This window comes from Methanocella paludicola SANAE (genome assembly GCF_000011005.1).
In the GTDB taxonomy this organism is placed as follows: Archaea; Halobacteriota; Methanocellia; order Methanocellales; family Methanocellaceae; genus Methanocella; species Methanocella paludicola.
In genome coordinates this window covers 612859-631793 of sequence record NC_013665.1, presented here as the reverse complement: position 1 = coordinate 631793, position 18935 = coordinate 612859, and the positions used below count along the sequence as shown (strand labels likewise).

At 57.9% G+C, this 18935-nt stretch carries 21 protein-coding genes; 12 read left to right on the top strand and 9 right to left on the bottom strand.

Features of this window, described 5'->3' with window-relative positions:
- Positions 1–52: 52 nt before the first annotated feature.
- Complete coding sequence (locus MCP_RS03305) at positions 53–880, bottom strand: 4Fe-4S binding protein (RefSeq protein ID WP_012899400.1); 828 nt, start codon at positions 878–880, stop codon at positions 53–55.
- A gap of 109 nt (positions 881–989) precedes the next feature.
- On the opposite strand from MCP_RS03305, the gene MCP_RS15925 reads away from it, so the two are divergent.
- Genes MCP_RS15925 through MCP_RS03280 form a run of 4 tightly spaced genes read left to right on the top strand, consistent with a single transcriptional unit; the run spans position 990 to position 3364 of the window.
- The gene (locus MCP_RS15925; RefSeq protein ID WP_012899399.1) at positions 990–1709 is read left to right on the top strand and encodes a hypothetical protein; all 720 of its coding nucleotides are present in this window, start codon (positions 990–992) and stop codon (positions 1707–1709) included.
- Between the two features lie 17 nt (positions 1710–1726).
- Complete coding sequence (locus tag MCP_RS03290) at positions 1727–2407, top strand: TIGR00266 family protein (protein WP_012899398.1); 681 nt, start codon at positions 1727–1729, stop codon at positions 2405–2407.
- Between the two features lie 53 nt (positions 2408–2460).
- Positions 2461–2904, top strand: coding sequence for a tRNA (N6-threonylcarbamoyladenosine(37)-N6)-methyltransferase TrmO (gene tsaA, locus MCP_RS03285; RefSeq protein WP_012899397.1), 444 nt, complete (start codon positions 2461–2463; stop codon positions 2902–2904).
- Entirely contained in the window at positions 2867–3364 is a 498-nt protein-coding gene (locus MCP_RS03280; protein WP_012899396.1) for a deoxyuridine 5'-triphosphate nucleotidohydrolase, read from the top strand. Before tsaA ends, MCP_RS03280 begins: the two co-directional genes overlap by 38 nt.
- On the opposite strand, the gene MCP_RS03275 is transcribed toward MCP_RS03280, so the two are convergent.
- Complete coding sequence (locus MCP_RS03275; RefSeq protein ID WP_012899395.1) at positions 3361–3846, bottom strand: peroxiredoxin family protein; 486 nt, start codon at positions 3844–3846, stop codon at positions 3361–3363. The two genes, MCP_RS03280 and MCP_RS03275, sit on opposite strands and share 4 nt — an antisense overlap.
- A gap of 96 nt (positions 3847–3942) precedes the next feature.
- On the opposite strand from MCP_RS03275, the gene MCP_RS16120 reads away from it, so the two are divergent.
- Positions 3943–4071: a hypothetical protein gene (locus MCP_RS16120; protein ID WP_269445996.1), complete on the top strand. Its 129-nt coding sequence runs from the start codon at positions 3943–3945 to the stop codon at positions 4069–4071.
- Positions 4072–4074: 3 nt separating this feature from the next.
- On the opposite strand, the gene MCP_RS03270 is transcribed toward MCP_RS16120, so the two are convergent.
- Positions 4075–5394: a glycosyltransferase gene (locus MCP_RS03270; RefSeq protein WP_128859914.1), complete on the bottom strand. Its 1320-nt coding sequence runs from the start codon at positions 5392–5394 to the stop codon at positions 4075–4077.
- Positions 5395–5593: 199 nt separating this feature from the next.
- Between MCP_RS03270 and MCP_RS03265 the strand changes: the two genes are divergently transcribed.
- Positions 5594–6244, top strand: a complete 651-nt coding sequence (locus tag MCP_RS03265) for a DNA integrity scanning protein DisA nucleotide-binding domain protein (RefSeq protein ID WP_012899393.1) — start codon at positions 5594–5596, stop codon at positions 6242–6244.
- Between the two features lie 5 nt (positions 6245–6249).
- Here MCP_RS03265 and MCP_RS03260 read toward each other — a convergent pair whose 3' ends face one another.
- Genes MCP_RS03260 through MCP_RS03250 form a run of 3 tightly spaced genes read right to left on the bottom strand, consistent with a single transcriptional unit; the run spans position 6250 to position 9199 of the window.
- On the bottom strand, positions 6250–6696 hold the full coding sequence (locus MCP_RS03260) for a GtrA family protein (RefSeq protein ID WP_012899392.1): 447 nt from the start codon (positions 6694–6696) through the stop codon (positions 6250–6252).
- A gap of 5 nt (positions 6697–6701) precedes the next feature.
- On the bottom strand, positions 6702–7304 hold the full coding sequence (hisH, locus tag MCP_RS03255) for an imidazole glycerol phosphate synthase subunit HisH (RefSeq protein ID WP_012899391.1): 603 nt from the start codon (positions 7302–7304) through the stop codon (positions 6702–6704).
- A complete protein-coding gene (locus MCP_RS03250) occupies positions 7301–9199 on the bottom strand; it encodes a phosphoadenosine phosphosulfate reductase family protein (protein WP_012899390.1) in 1899 nt (632 codons plus the stop codon). Before MCP_RS03250 ends, hisH begins: the two co-directional genes overlap by 4 nt.
- Before the next feature lie 55 nt (positions 9200–9254).
- Here MCP_RS03250 and MCP_RS03245 point away from each other — a divergent pair, with 55 nt between their 5' ends.
- The 4 genes from MCP_RS03245 (at position 9255) to MCP_RS03230 (ending at position 13213) form a co-directional block, all read left to right on the top strand.
- A complete protein-coding gene (locus tag MCP_RS03245; protein ID WP_128859913.1) occupies positions 9255–9560 on the top strand; it encodes a protease inhibitor I42 family protein in 306 nt (101 codons plus the stop codon).
- Positions 9561–9709: 149 nt separating this feature from the next.
- Entirely contained in the window at positions 9710–11365 is a 1656-nt protein-coding gene (thsA, locus tag MCP_RS03240) for a thermosome subunit alpha (protein WP_012899388.1), read from the top strand.
- Positions 11366–11522: 157 nt separating this feature from the next.
- Positions 11523–12230 (top strand): hydrolase, encoded by a 708-nt coding sequence (locus MCP_RS03235; RefSeq protein ID WP_012899387.1) that lies wholly within the window; start codon positions 11523–11525, stop codon positions 12228–12230.
- A 134-nt stretch (positions 12231–12364) separates the two neighbouring features.
- Positions 12365–13213, top strand: a complete 849-nt coding sequence (locus MCP_RS03230) for a hypothetical protein (RefSeq protein WP_128859912.1) — start codon at positions 12365–12367, stop codon at positions 13211–13213.
- Positions 13214–13237: 24 nt separating this feature from the next.
- Here the strand turns inward: MCP_RS03230 and MCP_RS03225 are convergent, their stop codons facing one another.
- The 3 genes from MCP_RS03225 to MCP_RS03215 form a co-directional block, all read right to left on the bottom strand.
- Entirely contained in the window at positions 13238–13894 is a 657-nt protein-coding gene (locus MCP_RS03225) for a peroxiredoxin (RefSeq protein WP_012899385.1), read from the bottom strand.
- Positions 13895–13963: 69 nt separating this feature from the next.
- Positions 13964–15073: a DUF5612 domain-containing protein gene (locus MCP_RS03220; RefSeq protein ID WP_012899384.1), complete on the bottom strand. Its 1110-nt coding sequence runs from the start codon at positions 15071–15073 to the stop codon at positions 13964–13966.
- A complete protein-coding gene (locus tag MCP_RS03215) occupies positions 15063–16145 on the bottom strand; it encodes an S-methyl-5-thioribose-1-phosphate isomerase (protein ID WP_012899383.1) in 1083 nt (360 codons plus the stop codon). Before MCP_RS03215 ends, MCP_RS03220 begins: the two co-directional genes overlap by 11 nt.
- Positions 16146–16268: 123 nt before the next feature.
- Between MCP_RS03215 and MCP_RS03210 the strand changes: the two genes are divergently transcribed.
- Positions 16269–18431: a DUF3160 domain-containing protein gene (locus tag MCP_RS03210; protein ID WP_231845151.1), complete on the top strand. Its 2163-nt coding sequence runs from the start codon at positions 16269–16271 to the stop codon at positions 18429–18431.
- Between the two features lie 83 nt (positions 18432–18514).
- Positions 18515–18913, top strand: a complete 399-nt coding sequence (locus MCP_RS03205) for a hypothetical protein (protein WP_231845150.1) — start codon at positions 18515–18517, stop codon at positions 18911–18913.
- Positions 18914–18935: the final 22 nt, after the last annotated feature.

Sequence of the window (18935 nt, the reverse complement as noted above, 5' to 3'; positions counted from 1 at the left end):
GATACCATGTGTGTACATGTTAATATACTATGTGGAAAGCGCTCTGAAAATATTATTTGACCATGCCGAGGAAGCGCTCCACAAGATCGCGGGCATTCGGCGTGCTATGGTCGCATGTATCGGTAATGGCGGCGGGATCTTCATCCGGAAATACTTTCAACACTCCGGCACGGCAGGCGTCCACGCACCGGCCGCATCCTTTGCAGCGTGTCATATCGACCGCCGGGCCCTCGTGCATATCCACCTTTATCGCCTTGAAGGGACAGGCGGCCTCGCAGTTCGTGCAGCGGGTGCAGGAGTCGGCGCTCGTGACGCGGGCCGTGCCGAAACCCAGGATATTGTCCAGGTACGCCTTAGAGGCGTCCCTCGTCTTGAACATCAGGCAGCAGCACGGGCAGCAGGAGCATATCTCCACCGTGCGGGACGGGTTCGCGCCGATGGCCTCGAACTCGACGGACGACCAGACCACGTTGGTGACGAGACCCAGGGACCGGGCCCTTTCGAGCCACTCCAGGGCCTCCTGTTTCGTCGCCTGCCTTGTCCGGTATTTAATGGACCGGGCCCCATCGCCCAGGTACACGCAGCCGGGGCTGGCCGGGTAGTCCTTGCAGTTGTGCGCCTCCCTGCAGACGCAGTTATCGGCGATCGCCACGTAAGCTGCTGAATCGACCAGCTGCCTTATCATGTCGAAGGGTAGTATGGCCGACGTCTCCCGGAGCTTCGCGTTCATGGGCACCGTCACGACCGTGAACCGCCGGGCGGCGACCGGGGCCTCGAAAAGCCTGCCCGCGACGGGCAGCTTCGAGAGGCTGAAGAAGAGTAGAGCCGCACGATACGCTATAGCATAACCCAGGCCGACCAGCGTATCGCGCAGTGTCATATGTGAGACAATGCGCCCTGCCTTTTTAAAAATTTTATGGGCTGCGAACGTTTATTATGTGTAAGGGCTAATGGTCGATAGGCGCTTTGAGCGAGCGTGAGGCCTTCACATGATCCCTGAAATACTGAACTTTATCGAGGAACACCGGACCGCCGTTCTAGCCGCCATCGCGTTATTCGCGCTACTGGACATCGGCGCCATACTGGTATATCTTGTCCTGTCATCGGGCGCCGCCGTGCCCACTAACACGCCCACAGCAGTGCCTTCCGTAGTGATCACGCCTACTCCTATGCCTACGTCAACTCCGACGCCCACCCCGGAGCCCACGCCCGTGCCCACGCCTGCTCCTGCGCCTACGGTCACACCGGACCTGGACATACAGTCGTCCATTTCTCCCCTCGACCAGTATGCCCCTAACTACATGGTTCACGTCGAAAAGAGCATGACCGCGGACTCGCTCAGCGTCGATCTTGTTTATAGCGACCTCGGCGGCCAGTACGCCTACATCAACGATACGTACGTCACTCACCTGACGGTCGTCGACATATCGAACGCGTCCGTCGACCGCATCAAGATACGCGCGATATGCCGGAACGATAGCGGGACCGGATACATGCTATACGAGAGCGAGCGCGTCGACGTCGTGCTGCTCGACCCGGGAGACAAGATATTCCGCACAGTGGGCTTCAAGGTAAAGCCCGATGCGCCGCCCGGCAAATACCTGCTCCGCGTGGACGTCTATACCGACCCTTACGGTAACGATACCTGGGCAGGGAAAGGCTGCAGCTTCGAGGCAGGCCTGAACATCCTGGCTATACCCGCAAGATAAGGATCTGAGGAATCACTATGAAGTACGAGATACTATACAGGCCGGTGTACTCGCTCCTGAAAGTCGAGATGGACGCCGGCGAGTCGATGAGCTCCGAGGCCGGGGCCATGGTCAGCATGACCCCGAACATCGAGATCCAGACCACCGCAAAGGGCGGCCTGCTATCTTCCCTGAAGAGGACCGTCCTCGGCGGCGAGTCCTTCTTCCAGAACACCTTTATTTGCCAGCAGGGGAAGGGCGTCATCACGTTCGGCCCCGCTTACACGGGCGACGTCGAGCACATCCCGATGAGCGGGGAATGGCTCGTCCAGGGCGGGTCGTACCTATGCTCCACGCCAGGCCTGAGCATTGACACGAAGTTTCAGGGCGCAAAGGGCCTGTTCTCCGGCGAGAGCCTGTTCTTCTTACGCATCTTTGGCCAGGGTGACCTGTTCATATCCTCCTTCGGGGCCATCCACCCCGTCGACCTGCAGCCCGGCGAGGAGATCAAGGTGGACACGGGCAACCTGGTCGCATTCCAGCAGGGGATCACCTACAGCGTGGAAAGGGTCGGCGGCATTAAGTCCACCGTGCTGAGCGGCGAGGGCCTGGTGCTACGCATGAGAGGGCCCGGCAAAATATACATACAGACACGATCGCCCGCCTCATTTGCAGGGTGGCTCTACCCGCTTCTGCCTAAGCCTCAGTCGCACCAATAAATTATATTTTTTAAGCGACAATTGGATATTGGGCAATATGGCCGGGAGATGACATGAGCATCAATTTTACGCCTATAGGCTACGTGCACAATAGATCCAGCCTGGACACGCACACGGAAGTCCTCCAGACGCAGACGTCAGAGATCATCCTGGATAAAAAGTACGAGGATGGCCTGATGGACCTCGATAAGAACGACCTCATCACCATAATTTTTTATTTCCACGAGGTCGACGGCTACAGGCTCCGCCTTCACCCGAGGGGCGACCAGGCGAGACCCATCACCGGCGTGTTCAACACCAGGAGCCAGTTCCGGCCCAACCCGATCGGCGTTACGGTCGCAAGGCTCAAGTCCGTTGAGGGCAACAGGCTGGTAGTCGAGGGCCTGGATGCCATTGACGGAACGCCCGTCCTGGACATCAAGCCGCACGTGCTGACCTTCGACGAGGGGATAAAGACCGATGATCCTCGGAAAGACAGAACTTATAAAACTCCTTGACTCGCTGGTCGAGGGCGCCGTCGACGCGCAGGCGCAGGTACAGCCGAACGGCTTTGAGCTCACCGCCGGAAAGATCGAGGCCTTCGAAGGCGCCGGCGGCATCGGCTTTTCCAACGACGACCGGGCTTTGCCCTCGACAAAGCCCCTGGAGTGGGGCAGGGACGGGTGGCTATTACTGGCGCCCGGATGTTATAAAGTGGTCTTCAACGAGGTCGTGTCCATCCCGAAGGATGTCTGTGCCATAGGCCTCCCGAGGTCCAGCCTCCTGAGGATGGGCGTGAGCGTGCACACGGCCGTCTGGGACGCCGGATACCGGGGCCGCAGCGAGGCGCTTCTCGTCGTATACAACCAGGGCGGCTTCCGCATTAAAAAAAGCGCCCGGATAATACAGTTGCTCTTCATGAGGCTCGAGTCCGGCCAGGAAGGCTACAGCGGGCGGTACATGAACGAGAACGTCTAGAACGCAGAACCCAGATTTTTTAATTTATTAACGATCTCGGTGGCGGGCATGACGTCCTCGAGCCCTGCGATGGAGCGCTTATAACGCACGACTCCGGCCTTATCGATGAGGAACAGCGTGATGAAAGCCGTCTCGTTCTCACTGTCATAGACATCGTACATGTCGATGATATGGTGATCGGGGTCGCTTATCACCTTGTATGGCAACTGGAGATTCACTGCCATGTTCTTGGCCTCGTCTATGCTGTCCTTTGAAATGGCAACTACCTCCGAGTCCTGCGTGGAGATGCGCTGATACTCGCCCTTCAGGCCCAAAAGCTCCTCTCTGCAAGTGGCACACCAGTAGCCCCGGTAGAAGAACAGAACGAGGTTGCTCCTACCCAGATACGCCCGCGTATCGAACATGTCGCCCCGCACGTCCAGGGCGCTGAACATCGGGGCCTTACTGCCCTGACGCACGTTACCCAGCATCGACCTGTACATGAGTCCACCAATAAAGATAGCAGTATTTCAGGCAAAAAGTATACTCCGGGGATAAAGCAGAAATCATTGCAGGTATAAGTGTGATCAGAGGCATTTATGCCGGGACGTGACGGGACCGGGCCGCTGGGCATAGGACCATGCGGAGAGCGCAAGTGCACCCGCAGGGAAAAGCGGGAAGCCGAAGGAGGGCAAAAGAAAAAGCCCGGCGCTAAAGAGAAGAAATGACTTTTATATACGCTGGCTAGTGTACCATACACGCTCACGGCTCAGCGCGTCCATGACGAGCGCGTACACGCCCACGAGCGAGTAGACGTAGATGATGAACGGGCGGATGAATATGGATATGACCATGTCGATGACGCTGCCGTGGCCCTCGCAAAAGTCCACGATCGATTCGGCGGCAAAAAGGACCGACAGCGGGACGACGATGATCAGCAGGATGACCGGCGTGAGCACGCCCATAAAGAGCATGAAGGCCACGAACCCCAGGAGAACGATGCTGAACAGGATGCCGGTCGTGCCCAGCGAGTACATGAGGAACGTGCGGACCTTGCTCCAGCTGCTGCCGCCCTTCGCGTACTTCTTCAGCACGCTGATGCCCCCCCACGTCCAGCGCACGCGCTGGTTCCACCAGTCCATGAACGTGATGGCCGGCTGCTCATAGCTTTTGATCGAGTAGTCCATACTCATGCCGTAGTTACTCTGCATGAGCTTCATGCCCAGGTCGCAGTCCTCCGTGAGGCTGGACTCGTCGAAGCCGCCGATCTTCTCGAGCACGTCCTTCCTTATGAAAAGGTTCGAGCCGTAGACCATGTGCTGGCCTGTGAAAAGCTGGGAGACGTACCTGGAAAAATTATTGATGACGGCGGACTCGTTCCCCACGAGGGCCGTGAACCAGTTATAGTTCACGTTCCGGACGATGACCTTGCCGCCCAGGCAGGCCAGGCCGGGGCTGGTCGCGAACTGTGCGGAAGCCCGCAGCAGGGCGTCCTTCGCAACGATATGGTCGGCATCGTAGATGCCTATGATCTCGCCCTTCGCCTGGCTCAGGCAATTATTGATAGCTCCCGCCTTCGAGCCACGGTGGCCGTCCCGGTTCGGGACGGCTTTAACGTTCCTATACCGCTCCGCAAGCTTTTTTGCGATCTCGGGCGTGGTGTCGGTACATTTCGGCGGCACCTCGTGGGCGATGATGACCTCCAGCTTTTCCGTCGGGTACTCGGCCGCCATCAGGCTTTCCACGCACTGCTCGATGTCCCGTGCCTCGTTGAGCGCCGGCACGATGATCGTGAGCGGGAGTATCTGATCGCTTTGGATCTCGGGCATCTCCTGGTAGCGGCACTGCCGGATGAACCGCCAGGTGAAATAGCCGGTAACTCCCGCCAGTACGATCAATATTAATAAGAGCAGGGACGGCATCCATTCGTAAATGACCGTCCGGTTAAGCCAGGATGCCAGGAAAAGGGCATAATAGACCACGCTCCCCGCAGCAGCTCCCATCATGAAGAGCACCAGTACTACGCCTGCGAATACCAGCTTGTTTTTCATATTATCGACCGTCAACGCTCTTATACTATTTAATTTGACTTGCTATATAAGCCGCTAAATCATAAGTTATATACCCTAGTAATCATATGGTCTTACTGGCGGGGGCTTGCAGGACATTCATATACTGTCCGGTATACAAGTATTTCTAGCATAAATGCTAAAATAAGAAAAGCGGCTTTGAGCCGCAGAGGCCTGAAAAGTGAGTTCGCAGACGCCGATTGAATTGCGGGGCCAGGAAGAGATGGTCATGAACGCCGTCCTCAGCATAGCGAAGAGCATATCGAGGAGCGGCGAGGGCAGCCTGATCATCATCGCCGAGCGCCGTGACGTCGACGGCCTGTACGAGACTCACTATCCCCAGATCACCTCGAATTCGGTGCTCACGGAGCAGGGTATGAACGTTGTCGTGGAAAAGCTGGCCACGATCGACGGCTCCGTCATCATTACCCCGACGGGCGAGCTTGTCGCGTTCGGCGCACGCGTGCTGAAGTCGACCACGCTCCCGGGCTACGGTACCCGCCACGCGGCGGCAGCGGGGATCACCAGCAGCCTCCCTCAAGCTACAGCCATTCTCATATCCGAGGAGTCCAGCCTCATCAAGATATTCCAGAAGGGCAACATCGTCATCGAGATGGACTCGGCGGAGGTCAACCCGAACGCCATGGAGAAGGTCATCGCCTTCCTCACCAGGAATGACATGGCGCTCATCGTCGCGACGGGCCTGTCGCTGGCCGTTCAGGTGCCCTATTATTACATTTTTCTCGTTGGCGGCTCCTACCTCATAGTAAAAGCCATCTTCGAGGTCGCATCCTCCGTCCTCATGGGCTCGACAGAAAAAGATAAGGCCTGAGCGCCTTACTGGAAGACCTTGAAAGTGATCTTTTTATTCGCGATGAAGGTCCATACGAAGCCGACGAAGGTCGCTATGACCTTCGAGATTATCTGTATCGAATCGGAAGTCGTGTTATTGAACAGATAGCCGATCACGCCGATCATGACGAGCTCCTGGATGCCGAGGCCGATGAGCGCGATGGCGGCGAAGGAGGCGAACTGGACGTGTATCTTCTTATAGGTGCTGTTGAACGTGAAATAGCGGTTCAGCGTGTAGTTGATGATCATTCCCAGGAAGTAGGCCGCGGCCGTCGCCACCCGGTAGTCGAGCAGCGTGAAGACGATCAGGCCGGAGTACAGCGACCATTCTGCAATGGTCCCCACGGCGCCGACGGCAAAATATTTCCCCAGCTTCATGTAGTCGGCGTATACCCTTGAGAGCAGCCCGTCGATCGTCTTTAAAAAGTCCATTCAGCTCACCGTTTTATGCAATCGGAAAAATTTTTTAACATACGCAGCCCCGTGTCCCCGCTCTTCTCCGGGTGGAACTGGGTGCCCACTACGTTGGGCCTGTCCCCCGACACGACGGCAGTGAACTCCCCGCCGTATTCGGCTGAAGCGACCGTGTTCTCGCCGGCCGGGGCCTTGTACGAGTGCACGAAATAGACGAACGAATTATTCTTTATGCCGTCCAGCAGCGGGTGCTGTTTCTTTATATCGAGCGAGTTCCAGCCCATGTGGGGCACTTTGAGGCCGTTCGAGAACCGCGTGATGCGGCCCTTTACCAGGCCCAGTCCCTTATGCAGGCCGTTCTCCTCGCTTTCCTCATACAGCATCTGCATCCCCAGGCACACGCCCAGCAGCGGCACGCCGGCGTCGACCCGGCCAAGCACGGCTTTCCTGAGCGGCTCGAAGTGCCTCATCCCGCTCTCGAACGCGCCCACGCCGGGGAGCACGATGGCGTCGGCCGCATCAATAACCGAAGGATCGCCCGTGACCTTCGCGGTCACTCCTACGTAGGCGAACCCCTTCTCAACGCTCCTCAGGTTTCCAACGCCGTAGTCAATAATGGCGATCATGCTTCCCTCTTGAACTTGACGAGCGGGCACCTGTCGACGCATTCGCCGCACGCGGTGCAGGCCTCGCTGACCGTTACTCTCTGGCTCTCTTTGGTTATAGCATTTATGGGGCAGGCGCCCACGCAGACCCCGCATCCGACGCAGAGCATGCCCCGGCGAATGGACTTCTCGGCCAGGCTCATGAGGGCTGCTGCGGCCTCTTTATCTTTTGCCCGGGCGACGACAGTGCCGGTGGCATATACCTGGAGGCTTGCGCCGTCCCTCGTGACGAAGAGCATGCCTTCGGCATCCCTGACTTCGCCGATGGGGCGCAAGTATCCTTCGATGCGCCCCATGTCGAGGGGCATGTTAAAATTGCCCTCCGCCGTGGCCGAGCCGTCTTTACAGGGCCGGTATCCGGCGACCATAGTGAAGCTCAGGTCGCCAGAGGCCTCCGCGGGCGCCGTGAGCTCGATGCCCAGCGCCTTCCGGAGCTCTTCCCATTGTCTGGGCAGGCGCCTCCAGCGCCACAGGCCGTACTTCACGTACTCGGCCGGGTAGCCGACCTTTTTACCATAATCGATAAGGAACGCTTCCCAGCGAGCCCACATCTCGGGGTACTGGGACTTGACGAACTCGTAGTCCGCCAGGCTCGCGCTCGGGCAGAGCCAGCAGCCGATGCGGTCGAAGCCGCGCCCGTAAAGCGGGTTATATGGCGCTTTTTCCCTGAATAAGTAAAGCCAGATATGCAGGGCGGTCCAGTGCTGGATGGGCGAGGCGCTCACCTGGTTGCCCACCCACGGGTTCTGCCAGATGCGCTGGCTTTTAGCACGTACTTCGGACTCGTAGCGCCGCTGGCCGATAAAAGTCAGGCACCCGTCTGAATAATTATTTTCAATAAGATCGGTGATGGGCCCGAGCTTGCAGACCTTGCAGCACCAGCGGGCTTCCACGGAGGGCGGCCCTAAGCTCGGCGCCGCGTCCCAGAAGGAACCGGCCTTAGCCGTCTTGAGCCTGAGGCCGTATTGCGCTACGACGTCGTGGACGTTCTGCGTGGTCTCGGGGAACTCGAGCCCCGTGTTGATGTACAACACGTCGAAGTCCGGCAGCGCCTTCCTCACGAGGAGGAGCGTTGCCAGGCTGTCCTTGCCGCCCGAGTATGATACTGTGACGGGTAATCTGTACTGGCCGGCCACCTTTTTAGCGAACCCGATGGCCTCGCCCTCGATGCTCATTAAGTACTCTCGATTGGCGTCCACGGCGTCCTGCCACGTCTGGCCGCCATTGAGCACGGGGTGGTCGTCGTAGCCGTTCCACCTCACTTTAACGGCGACGCCCTTTTTGCGCTCCTTCATGTCGGCGCCGGTCATCTTGGCACGGCCCACGGCGATGGGCCTGCCCTCCAGGAAAACGACGACCTCGTCGTCGACCTGGATGTTCTCATCGCAGTCGACCACGCCCGGGCCGAGCATATTGGAGCTGCCCAGAAGGGGCTTTTCCGCGCCCTTATCGGCGATAACGAAGCCCTTCGTGGCATGGCCCCTGGCCAGGTTCATCTGCTTCGCCGCAAAGGCCCGGGGCATGAACATCCATCGTAATCGATAAGGGTCAAAACGTAGTGCGCCGAACATGCGGCCGTCGACGAAAATCTCGTCGAGCCGGTCCTCGTAGGGCGCCTTGTTGAGCACGACTAATTTGTCCGCCGGGATCAGATCAGGATGGCCGAAGCTCTCCTCGATCGTCTTGTTTATCAGCTCGACGTCGAACGGGAAGGCGGGGCGGATATCGCCGGGCGGCGTGCAGTCGACGTAACGGGTCGGCGCCCCGCACCGGGCACACTTCTTCCCGAGCACGGGCACGTTGCACGTATCGCACCAGTAAAGCGTCAGCTTCCCGAGATACACCTGGCGGCTCATGACGTGCAGAAATGGAGCGACTTATTATAAGAACTTTTATGCTACTGTATTATGGATGCGCGCGACTTTTACGGATAATGGTAAGCATATCGGGCTCAGTTTAAGGGACGTGCTGGAAGTCCGCCTGCCCGAGAGCCAGGTCTCGGGCTACATGTGGAGTCTCGTGGAGGGAAGCTGCCCCTGCCTGCGCTTCATCGAGGACATCTATGTCGAGAAGGGGCCGGCAAAGTATAACGGCCTCGGGGAGCGGTACTGGCTATTCACTGCGGCGGGAACGGGCGAATGCGAGCTTATTTTCAATCTCATAAGGCCCTGGTCAAAGCCTTCTCCGGAATTTATTCTCCACGTAACGGTCGAATAGCGGCCGGTACGAAAAACGAGCCATGCATAAGGTGATTATAAAAATAAAATGATATGCAATATTTGGGCAAAAAACGCAAAATATATATAGAAGTGTAACCACATAATACCTGAAATTCCCAATTGTACTATTAGTAAGGAGGTTTTGAATTGGCACAGCAAACTCAAGGAGGCCAACCGATTATAATTCTGAAGGAAGGCTCCAGCAGGACAAGGGGCCGCGACGCTCAGGGCATGAACCTCATGGCCGCGAGGGCCGTGGCTGAGGCGGTCAGGACCACTCTGGGTCCGAAGGGCATGGACAAGATGCTCGTAGACTCGCTCGGCGACGTCGTCATAACGAACGATGGAGTCACTATATTAAAGGAAATGGACATCGAGCACCCGGCGGCGAAGATGATCGTCGAGATCGCCAAGACCCAGGACGATGAAGTGGGCGACGGCACGACGACCGCGGTCGTATTAGCCGGCGAATTACTGAAGAGGTCCGAGAACCTGCTCGACCAGGACGTCCACCCGACCGTCATCGCGGCGGGCTACAGGGAAGCGGCGTCAAAGGCGAGGGAGATCCTCGACTCGCTGGCTTACCCGGTCACCCTCAAGGACGAGGGCCTGCTCAAGAAGTTCGCCATCACGGCGATGTCCGGCAAGGGCGCCGAGGCCGCGGGCGAGAAGCTCGCGGACCTGTGCGTCAGGTCTATCAAGGCAGTCGTTGACGAGGACGGCAAGGTCGACGTCGACGATATCAAGGTCGAGAAGAAGGTCGGCGGCACCATCGGCGACTCCGAGCTTATCCAGGGCCTGGTCATCGACAAGGAAAGGATCCACCCGAACATGCCGAAGACTGTAAAGAACGCGAAGATCGCGTTACTTGATACGCCATTAGAGATCGAGAAGACCGAGATCGACGCAAAGATCGAGATCACCAGCCCGGACCAGCTCCAGAGCTTCCTGGACCAGGAAGAGAAGATGCTGAAGACCATGGTCGACAAGATCAAGGCCACCGGCGCGAACGTCGTGTTCTGCCAGAAGGGCGTTGACGACCTCGTCCAGCACTACCTGGCCAAGAACGGCATCATGGCAGCCCGGAGAGTAAAAGAGTCCGATCTCAAGAAGCTCGCCAAGGCGACGGGCGCCAAGGTCAGCAACAGCATCGACGAATTAGCGAAGGACGACCTCGGCGTCGCGGGCCTCGTAGAGGAACGCAAGATCGGCGACGAGAACATGATCTTCGTCGAGCAGTGCAAGGACCCGAAGGCGGTCAGCCTGATACTCAAGGGCGGAACTGAGCACGTCGTCGACGAGCTCGAGAGGGCCGTGCACGATGCGCTTAGGGTTGTCGGCGTCGTCGTCGAGGACAAGAAGTACGTCGCTGGCGGCGGCTCCACTGAAGTCGAGCTGGCACTGCGCCTTAAGGAGTTCGCGTCCACCGTCGGCGGCAGGGAACAGCTTGCCATCGAGGCATTCGCTGAATCCATGGAGATCATCCCCAGGACTCTCGCCGAGAACGCGGGCCTGGACCCGATCGACACGCTGGTCGACCTGAGGAGCAAGCACGAGGGCAAGAACAAGGACGGCAAGAACTTCGGCATCAACGTGTTCACCGGCGAAGCCGTGGACATGAAGAAGGAAGGAGTTGTCGAGCCTCTCCGCGTCAAGACCCAGGCAATCAGCGGCGCCTCCGAGGCGGCCGTCATGATCCTGAGGATCGACGACGTCATCGCCGCGAGCAAGCTGTCTGGCGGCCGTGGCGGCCCCGGCGGCATGCCTCCCGGCATGGGCGACATGGGCGACATGGGCATGTAAGGTTACGACCTTACATTCCTCATCTTTTTTATTTTTCGATTTCTTTAAAGCTCAATATCGGCCTTACGCTGCTTTACGCAATTTGTTATTTAAAAATGCTAAATAGACGTAAATGGGCGTGTAATTTTACACGGTCAATCACCTAATGGAGGATACCATGACGTCTTTACCTATACGAAACCAGGAGGAGGATCACCTCCTTACGCCTAAGAATTCTGTGCTGGTCATCATCGACTATCAGCCGCCACAAATTTTCACTACGAAATCGATGGACAGGCAGCAGATGATCAACAACGTGGTCGCGCTCACGAAGATCGCGAAGAATTTTGGCCTGCCGATCATCCTTACGACGGTCAACGTGACGAATGGCACGAACCCTGACACGATCCCGCAATTGCGTAGCGTTATCCCCGATGTCCGATCGTATGACAGGACGACCATCAACTCGTGGGAAGACGAGGCGGTCCTGAATGCTGTAAAGGCGACCGGCCGTAAGAAGCTCATCATGGCCGCGCTGTGGACGGAAGCCTGCCTGCTATTCCCCGCGCTCGACGCGATCAAGGACGGATTTGATGTCTATCCCGTGATCGACGCGCTGGGAGGCACGTCGATTGAATCGCATAGGGCTGCCCTGGACCGCATATCTCAGGCCGGCGGGCATCTGACGACCTGGAACGGCGTGGGATGCGAGCTGCAGCGCGATTGGGCCCGTGCAGAGACGGTGCCGGGATGGGTCCAGCCGATAATCGAGCAAGGCGAGGCCTGGGGCTGGTATCTTACGCTGGAGAACGAAGTCAATGCTTTCCATGACTATACCCCCGGAGCAAAAAAGCCCGCGCCAGGCGCAAGAGAGGCCCGGGCATAAAGGCCCGCTTTTTAATTTTCTCTTTATCGCTATAACGGTATATTAATTCTAAGTATCCGCCCGGTTTTGTCTATATTGTGCCAGCCGGCCCTGCGTACGCTACTAGATCGGTCATTGTTTTATTTATTTTAGCTTTGGCCATAGCACCCGCCCTGGGCCAAAGCTTACTCGACATGACCCTGCCTTCGTCGTTTATCATTAACGGGACAAAGGCTCGCGATTCGGCTAATAATGTAGTCGATATATGGGGCCCCGTCGAGATATTCAAAGTCGGTAATAATGCCTATGTAAGCGTGCCGACGAACTCGCCGGCAGGCGCCAGGCTCGCTTTCTTCCAGGACACGAGCACCGGTGCCCTGTTCAGGAACAACACGCTGATGCTGGCGATAAATGGCACATCGGGGCCTGCTGCCAGTATGGCCCTCATGACCGGGGACCTGACGAGCGACGGGACACGGTTCTACGGCCAGGTCACGGATGTGGAGCTGGACACGGTAGCATTGGCTGACGGAGACGCCGCGGCCGGGGCGGTGCTATACCTGAATGTGTGGCCGGACAGGCCAACTTATCATATTTCCATATCGAATAACGGGACGATTAAAAAGGCCGTATCGGACGAGGCGACAAAGAGCGGCCAGACGGGCAAGGTGAAGCTCATGCTCGATGTGAACGGTGAATCCATAAGCTACATCATCGTTCGCATGAAAGCCCCCTATGCCGGCGACAACGTCTCTGCCTACCGGTATGGTGATGGGGGCGTGACCCGGCTGGCCTGCAAGGCGATCAGGTCCAACGAGAGCGTCATTTACGAGACGATATCCAGCGGCGACGGCACCTTCGCCTTCGTCGGGCCATTCCAGGAGGCCCCGGCGCCCGGCCCCGGGACCACCGACGTCCTCATATTCATGGGGGCCGTTGCTGCGCTCCAGCTGGGGCTTGTCCGGGCTGCTATAGCTGTTATCCGAAAAACGTCACAAGGTTAAAAAAAAGTAAAATAAGCCGACGAATTAAAGCTTCTTTTTACAGAGGTACCAGTCCATACACTCATATCCTTCGTTAAGCCTCTTCTCCGCGCCCTCCTGGGTGTTCGGGGCGGGAACGATGACCGCGTCGCCGGGCCTCCAGTTGGCCGGGGTCGCCACCTTCTCCTTATCCACGATCTGCAGCGAGTCGACGATCCGCAGGAGCTCGTCCATGTTCCTTCCGGTCGTCTGCGGGTAATAGACCATCGCCCTCAGGATACGGTTAGGGTCGATGAAAAATACCGCGCGAACGGCCGACGTTTCGCTCATCGCCGGGTGGATCATGTTGAACGCCTTCGCGACGCGCATGTCCAGGTCCGCGATGATGGGGAACGGTATGCGGCAGCCCGTCTTTTCCTGGATGCTGCGAGCCCACGCGATGTGGGAGTAGACGCTGTCGATGCTGAGGCCGATGATCTCCACGTTCCGCTTTTTAAAGTCCTCGTAGCGTTCGGCGAACGCGATGAACTCCGTCGTGCATACGGGCGTAAAATCCGATGGGTGGGAGAATAGCACCACCCATTTGCCCTTATACTGGGATAGCTTGATCTTGCCATGCGTGGTCACGGCCTCGAAATCGGGAGCGGGCATGCCTATGGACAGGATGCCCTGGGGAGAAATTACGCTTACCTCGTCGTGCATAATATAATATAATTTTTTAATTATATATATGCCTGACATCGAATGCATTCGGCCGGATAAAAAACGGGATCAAAACTTTTTCCCGCGGACCCGGTCGATGTCGAACACGGCGGTCTTGGCGACGTGCATGACCGCGAACGTCCCCGCCTGGATGGGGTCGGTAACCACGAGGTCGGCATAGTCGGGAACGCTACCGGCCATGTTCAGCGAGATGACAGGGATGCCCTCGCGGTGGAGCTTCTTGATCTCTTCGGATATGCTGCCGCCCATGATGGAGCCCGCAAGGACCAGGATCTGGGCACGGTGGAGGCGCTTCACTGCTTCCACGGCGTCGGCCAGCGTGTCCTCGCCCACCAGGGGGATGGTATCGACGCTGATGCGCTCGCCCCGGATGTTGTGCCGGTCCGCCTCGTTGATGGCGCCCACGGCGACCTGGGCGACCTGCGCGCCGCCGCCGATGATGATGACACGCGACCCATAGATACGGTCCAGGGGCGGGTGGAGCGTGACTTCCTGCACCAAGGAGAGCTTTTCGAGAGCCTTGACGAGGTCGTCGATGTCCTTGACGTTCTCGACCTCCATGTAGACATTGGACTGGCCCTCCCTATCGCCCTTATCGACGATGAACTGCTGAGTATAGGTGATGTTGCCGCCGTGCTTTGCGACCATTCCGGCCACGTCCCGGAGCACGCCGGGCTTGTCCTTGCAGAATAAGTTCAGCGCCGTCTTGCCCGTCGACATGGCGCTCCGGGAATAGATGAGCTCGTACTCGTTCACGTAATTATCGACGTACAGGACCTTCTCGGTCCTGGCGATCTTGAGCTCCCATCCTTCCTTATCGTAAACGTCTAAAGTCCAGCCCTTCTCGCCGGGCTCGATGTCCTCGAGAAGGTCGGCGATCTGCGACGCCGGCAGGACGATGGCGTTATCCGGCTTCTCGCAGACGAGAACTAAATGCTTGATAGTAGGGTTATACAGGAATTCCTGCGGGATGGAGAAGTAGAAGTGGCCGTCCTTGTTCTTGCTGTATCGCAGGACAAGCAAGTACTGGCCGTCCACCCTGTAGACGTGCTGCAGGCCCGATATGAAGTATTCCTTGAGCTCGCAGCCCTGCTCGATCTTATCGATGACGGCCTCCATGGCCCCTTTCATTTCCTGGGAATTGTACCTATATGCCATCCTGGACTCCCTTAGTTCTATCCCTTATGTACGGTTTTTGGCTTGAACTTTTCTTAAGCCGGGCAAATGATATCGGCGGCTCCAGGATGCCTTGCTCGGTGATGATGGCCGTGACGTTTTGCATCGGCGTGGCGTCGAACGCCGGGTTGTAGACGGGCACGCCCGCCGGGGCGATCTGTGTGGCGTTCCAGCGCCTCAGCTCTTCGGGGTCTCGCTCTTCTATGATGACGTCCTTTTCCCTGCGGGTGAAGTCGAAGGTGGAAAGCGGGGCGGCCACGTAGAACGGTATGCCGTGGGCCTTCGCCAGCACGGAGTGCGAGTAAGTACCGATCTTGTTGAATACGGCGTCCTCGACGATGCGGTCGGCGCCCACGATGACTTTTTGGATTTTGCCCGCGCGCATGAAGTGGCCCGCCATGCTATCGGTAATGAGCGTGACCGGGATGCGGTCATCCATGAGCTCGAAGCACGTGATGCGGCTGCCCTGGTTGAGGGGCCTCGTTTCGCAGGAAATTACTTTGATGTCTTTTCCCTGCTCGACTGCAGATCGAATGACACCAAGAGCTGTGCCCCAGTCGACGCAGGCGAGGCGGCCGGCGTTACAATGGGTCATGACCGTGTCGCTGCTTTCCAGTAATTTAGCGCCGTGCTCGCCGATGGCCCGGCACTGCGCCACGTCCTCGTCAGCAAGCGCCTTCGCCTCCCGCAGGGCCGTGGATTCTACTTCCGCCCGGTCCTTGCCGGTAAGCGCCGCAGCCAGCACCCGGTCGACGCCCCATGAAAGGTTCACGGCCGTGGGCCTTACCTTTTTCAGGCTTTCGGCACCCTCTGTCAGCTTTTTAATATAATCTTTAAAGTCGTTAGCCCTGATGCTGCGGGCCAGCAATGCCACGCCGAAGCCCCCGGCTGCGCCCAGCGCCGGGGCTCCTCGTACCCGGAGCTTCAGGATGGCCTCATGAAGCACATTAACGTGATCAATGTCAAGCAAAACAAGCTTCGAGGGCAGGGCCGTCTGGTCTATTATTGTTATACAGCCCTTCTCGTCGCTCCAGTCTATCGTTCGCATCCACATTAGAGTGAAGGAGAGAAGATAAAAACCTGTTGGTTTCACGTGGATGCAAGCCCCGCCATAATAATTACGAACCCGGCCGTAGTCAAGGCAACATATTTTATCTCGACCACCAGAATTACTATCATGAGCGATGGTCTTTCAGGCATCAACAGGCGCGCCTTTCTGAAGGCGATGGGCGCGGCGGGAGCGCTGGCGTTGGGCTCCGGCGTCCTGGGCTGCGTGGGCAGCTCGCTGAACGATAATCCTTCGATACGCCCGACGGGCAACATCATGTACACGGTCACGGGCAGGACCCAGGCGAAGTTCGCCCAGTTCGTGCCGCTGCCGTCGACGGTGACGCCAGCCCTGAAAGACTACTCTGTCGACGTTTCGAAGCTCACTGGCCTGGATGAGCTCGGCGTCAGCGACGCCGGGAAGAGCGCCCTCGCAAAAAATTTGTTCTACCTTACGCCGTCCATGGATGCCCAGGTCTACGACGTCTACAAGAGCCTGAGCGAGGCCGGGCTCCCGGCGTTCGTGACCACCGACTCGGTGCTCCACACGTATCACATTTTGTTCGACTACATCCTGCGCATGCTGGAGGTACAGCACTTCAGCCCGGACGTCATCGAGCTCTCGAAGCTGATGATGAATGAGTCGATAGCGCAGATGGACGCTGCGACTGGCACTGTCAAGGTGGCCGCCCTCAAGAACACGGCGTTCTTCGCCGTAGCGCTTAAGCTGCTGGGCGAGTCGCCCTCGCTCCCCTCGGCCGTGAGCGGGATGGTAGAGGACGAGCTATCCCTGATCAGCGGCCATGAAGGCTTCGCGGGCTCGCCCATCTTCGGCTACAAGGAAGACTACAGCCAGTACCTGCCCCGGGGCCACTACGACCGTAACGAGACCCTGAAGAAATATTTCAAGGCCATGATGTGGTACGGCCGCATGTCGTTCCGCCTCGAGAACAAGGACGACCCCGAGGCGGCAAAGGAGCAGACCCGCCGTGCCATCCTCATCACACTCGCATTAAAGAACCAGGCTTTCGACCTGTGGAAGAGCGTCTACGAGCCCACCGTGTTCTTCGTCGGCGAGACCGACGACCTTTCTGTGTATGACTACAATACGCTCATCAAGGAAGTTTACGGTATTAGCGTCGGGCTGGCCGACCTGGCCGACGATGCGAAGCTCCAGGCGCTCATGGATAAGGCGCTGAAGCTGAAGGAGCCGAAGATCGTGTCCACGGAGCTGAACGATACGGATTACGACGAGAGCGGCATGGATTCTATCAAGGGCTTACGGTTCATGGGCCAGCGCTTCATCCCGGACTCTTACATGTTCCAGGAACTCGTATACGCAAAGGTGGGCACGCAGGGCCAGCCCCGGCTTTTCCCGATGGGGCTGGACGTCATGGCCGTGCTGGGCTCGAAGCGGGCCTACGAGATACTTGACAGGGTCTACAACGAGACCCGCTATTCCAATTACGTGAAGCAAATGGAGTCCCTCAAGAGACAGTTCGCCGCCCTGGGGGCCGACGCGTGGACCCAGAACCTCTACTGGTGCTGGCTCTACTGCCTGATGCCTTTGTTGAATGAGAAGGGCGATGGGTACCCGACGTTCATGAAGAGCCAGGCGTGGACCGATAAAGAGCTGAATACGTCGCTGGGAAGCTGGACCGAGTTGAGGCACGACACGATACTGTATGCCAAGCAGAGCTATACGATGCGGGCCACGGGTATCATGCCGACGCATGAGCCGCCGAAGGGCTACGTGGAGCCGAACCCCGAGCTGTACGGGCGCCTCTCGTCGCTGGCGGGGATGACCATCGACGGGCTCAAGTCCCGGGACCTGCTGCTAGACGTGTTCGGCGACCGCCTGACCCGTCTCAAGGACCTCCTCACGTCCCTGAAGGCCATATCCGAAAAGGAGCTTACCGGCACAACGCTGTCGGACGACGAATACTCCACAATAAGGTACGTCGGCGCCACACTCGAAAACATCACCACCTTCCCGCCCGAAGTCAAGGACGCCATCACCAACGATACGGACGAGAGGATGGCCATCGTGGCCGACGTGCACACGGACGTTAACACGGAGCAGGTCCTCGAAGAGGGCGTCGGCAACCCGTACCACATCTACGCGGCCGTGCCCGTCGAGGGCAAAGTGGTCGTAGCGAAGGGAGCCGCATTCGCCTATTACGAGTTCAAGTGGCCCATGAGCGACCGGCTCACTGACCCGAAATGGCAGGACATGCTCAAGAACGGCCAGGCGCCCGAGACGCCGGAGTGGACGAAGAGTTTCAAAGCCTGACGTCCACTTATTTTCCGCTTAGAGCAACAGATATATATTTTAACTTCGTTTTAATCAACTAAGGGTTTACAATGGAAGGGGATATGAAGGAGATTGTGCTCGAGCGATTAGAGCAGAGGCTGAAAGAGAAGGACGACCAGATCCGCTCTCTGAAGAAGGAACTGAACAGCGGCGGCGACGTGAAGGCCCTCGCCGAACGGGTCGACCACCTCGAGATGGAGGTCAAGGAGACCCAGGTCACGCTGTCCGAAGTGATGAAAAAAGTGGGCGCACTCGAAGGCGCGATAAGCACCATGTTAATGAACATGGCGAGCGCGGCCGAGGAAGGGTATCCCGAAGATGACCTGTCCCAGCCCGGAGTTCCCCCGGATCAGCAGCCCTTCGACAGGTTCGCGGCATCGGCCGACCAGAAGGATATTAAGGAAGACGGCCATAACCAGAGCGACGTTACCAGGTTCTTTCACCTGAGTAAGAACTCGTAGCGAGTATAAACTCGGCAGCCTC

What these genes read in the sequence shown, in the direction of transcription:
- MCP_RS03260 (WP_012899392.1), bottom strand. Translation starts at nt 6,696, where the DNA reads ATGGACTTTTTAAAGACGATCGACGGGCTGCTCTCAAGGGTATACGCC.
- MCP_RS03220 (WP_012899384.1), bottom strand. Translation starts at nt 15,073, where the DNA reads ATGGCATATAGGTACAATTCCCAGGAAATGAAAGGGGCCATGGAGGCC.
- MCP_RS03210 (WP_231845151.1), top strand. Translation starts at nt 16,269, where the DNA reads ATGAGCGATGGTCTTTCAGGCATCAACAGGCGCGCCTTTCTGAAGGCG.
- MCP_RS03275 (WP_012899395.1), bottom strand. Translation starts at nt 3,846, where the DNA reads ATGTACAGGTCGATGCTGGGTAACGTGCGTCAGGGCAGTAAGGCCCCG.
- tsaA (WP_012899397.1), top strand. Translation starts at nt 2,461, where the DNA reads ATGAGCATCAATTTTACGCCTATAGGCTACGTGCACAATAGATCCAGC.
- MCP_RS03270 (WP_128859914.1), bottom strand. Translation starts at nt 5,394, where the DNA reads ATGAAAAACAAGCTGGTATTCGCAGGCGTAGTACTGGTGCTCTTCATG.
- MCP_RS03225 (WP_012899385.1), bottom strand. Translation starts at nt 13,894, where the DNA reads ATGCACGACGAGGTAAGCGTAATTTCTCCCCAGGGCATCCTGTCCATA.
- MCP_RS03290 (WP_012899398.1), top strand. Translation starts at nt 1,727, where the DNA reads ATGAAGTACGAGATACTATACAGGCCGGTGTACTCGCTCCTGAAAGTC.
- MCP_RS03305 (WP_012899400.1), bottom strand. Translation starts at nt 880, where the DNA reads ATGACACTGCGCGATACGCTGGTCGGCCTGGGTTATGCTATAGCGTAT.
- MCP_RS03215 (WP_012899383.1), bottom strand. Translation starts at nt 16,145, where the DNA reads ATGTGGATGCGAACGATAGACTGGAGCGACGAGAAGGGCTGTATAACA.
- MCP_RS03235 (WP_012899387.1), top strand. Translation starts at nt 11,523, where the DNA reads ATGACGTCTTTACCTATACGAAACCAGGAGGAGGATCACCTCCTTACG.
- MCP_RS16120 (WP_269445996.1), top strand. Translation starts at nt 3,943, where the DNA reads ATGCCGGGACGTGACGGGACCGGGCCGCTGGGCATAGGACCATGCGGA.
- MCP_RS03280 (WP_012899396.1), top strand. Translation starts at nt 2,867, where the DNA reads ATGATCCTCGGAAAGACAGAACTTATAAAACTCCTTGACTCGCTGGTC.
- hisH (WP_012899391.1), bottom strand. Translation starts at nt 7,304, where the DNA reads ATGATCGCCATTATTGACTACGGCGTTGGAAACCTGAGGAGCGTTGAG.
- MCP_RS03250 (WP_012899390.1), bottom strand. Translation starts at nt 9,199, where the DNA reads ATGAGCCGCCAGGTGTATCTCGGGAAGCTGACGCTTTACTGGTGCGAT.
- MCP_RS15925 (WP_012899399.1), top strand. Translation starts at nt 990, where the DNA reads ATGATCCCTGAAATACTGAACTTTATCGAGGAACACCGGACCGCCGTT.
- MCP_RS03245 (WP_128859913.1), top strand. Translation starts at nt 9,255, where the DNA reads ATGCGCGCGACTTTTACGGATAATGGTAAGCATATCGGGCTCAGTTTA.
- MCP_RS03205 (WP_231845150.1), top strand. Translation starts at nt 18,515, where the DNA reads ATGAAGGAGATTGTGCTCGAGCGATTAGAGCAGAGGCTGAAAGAGAAG.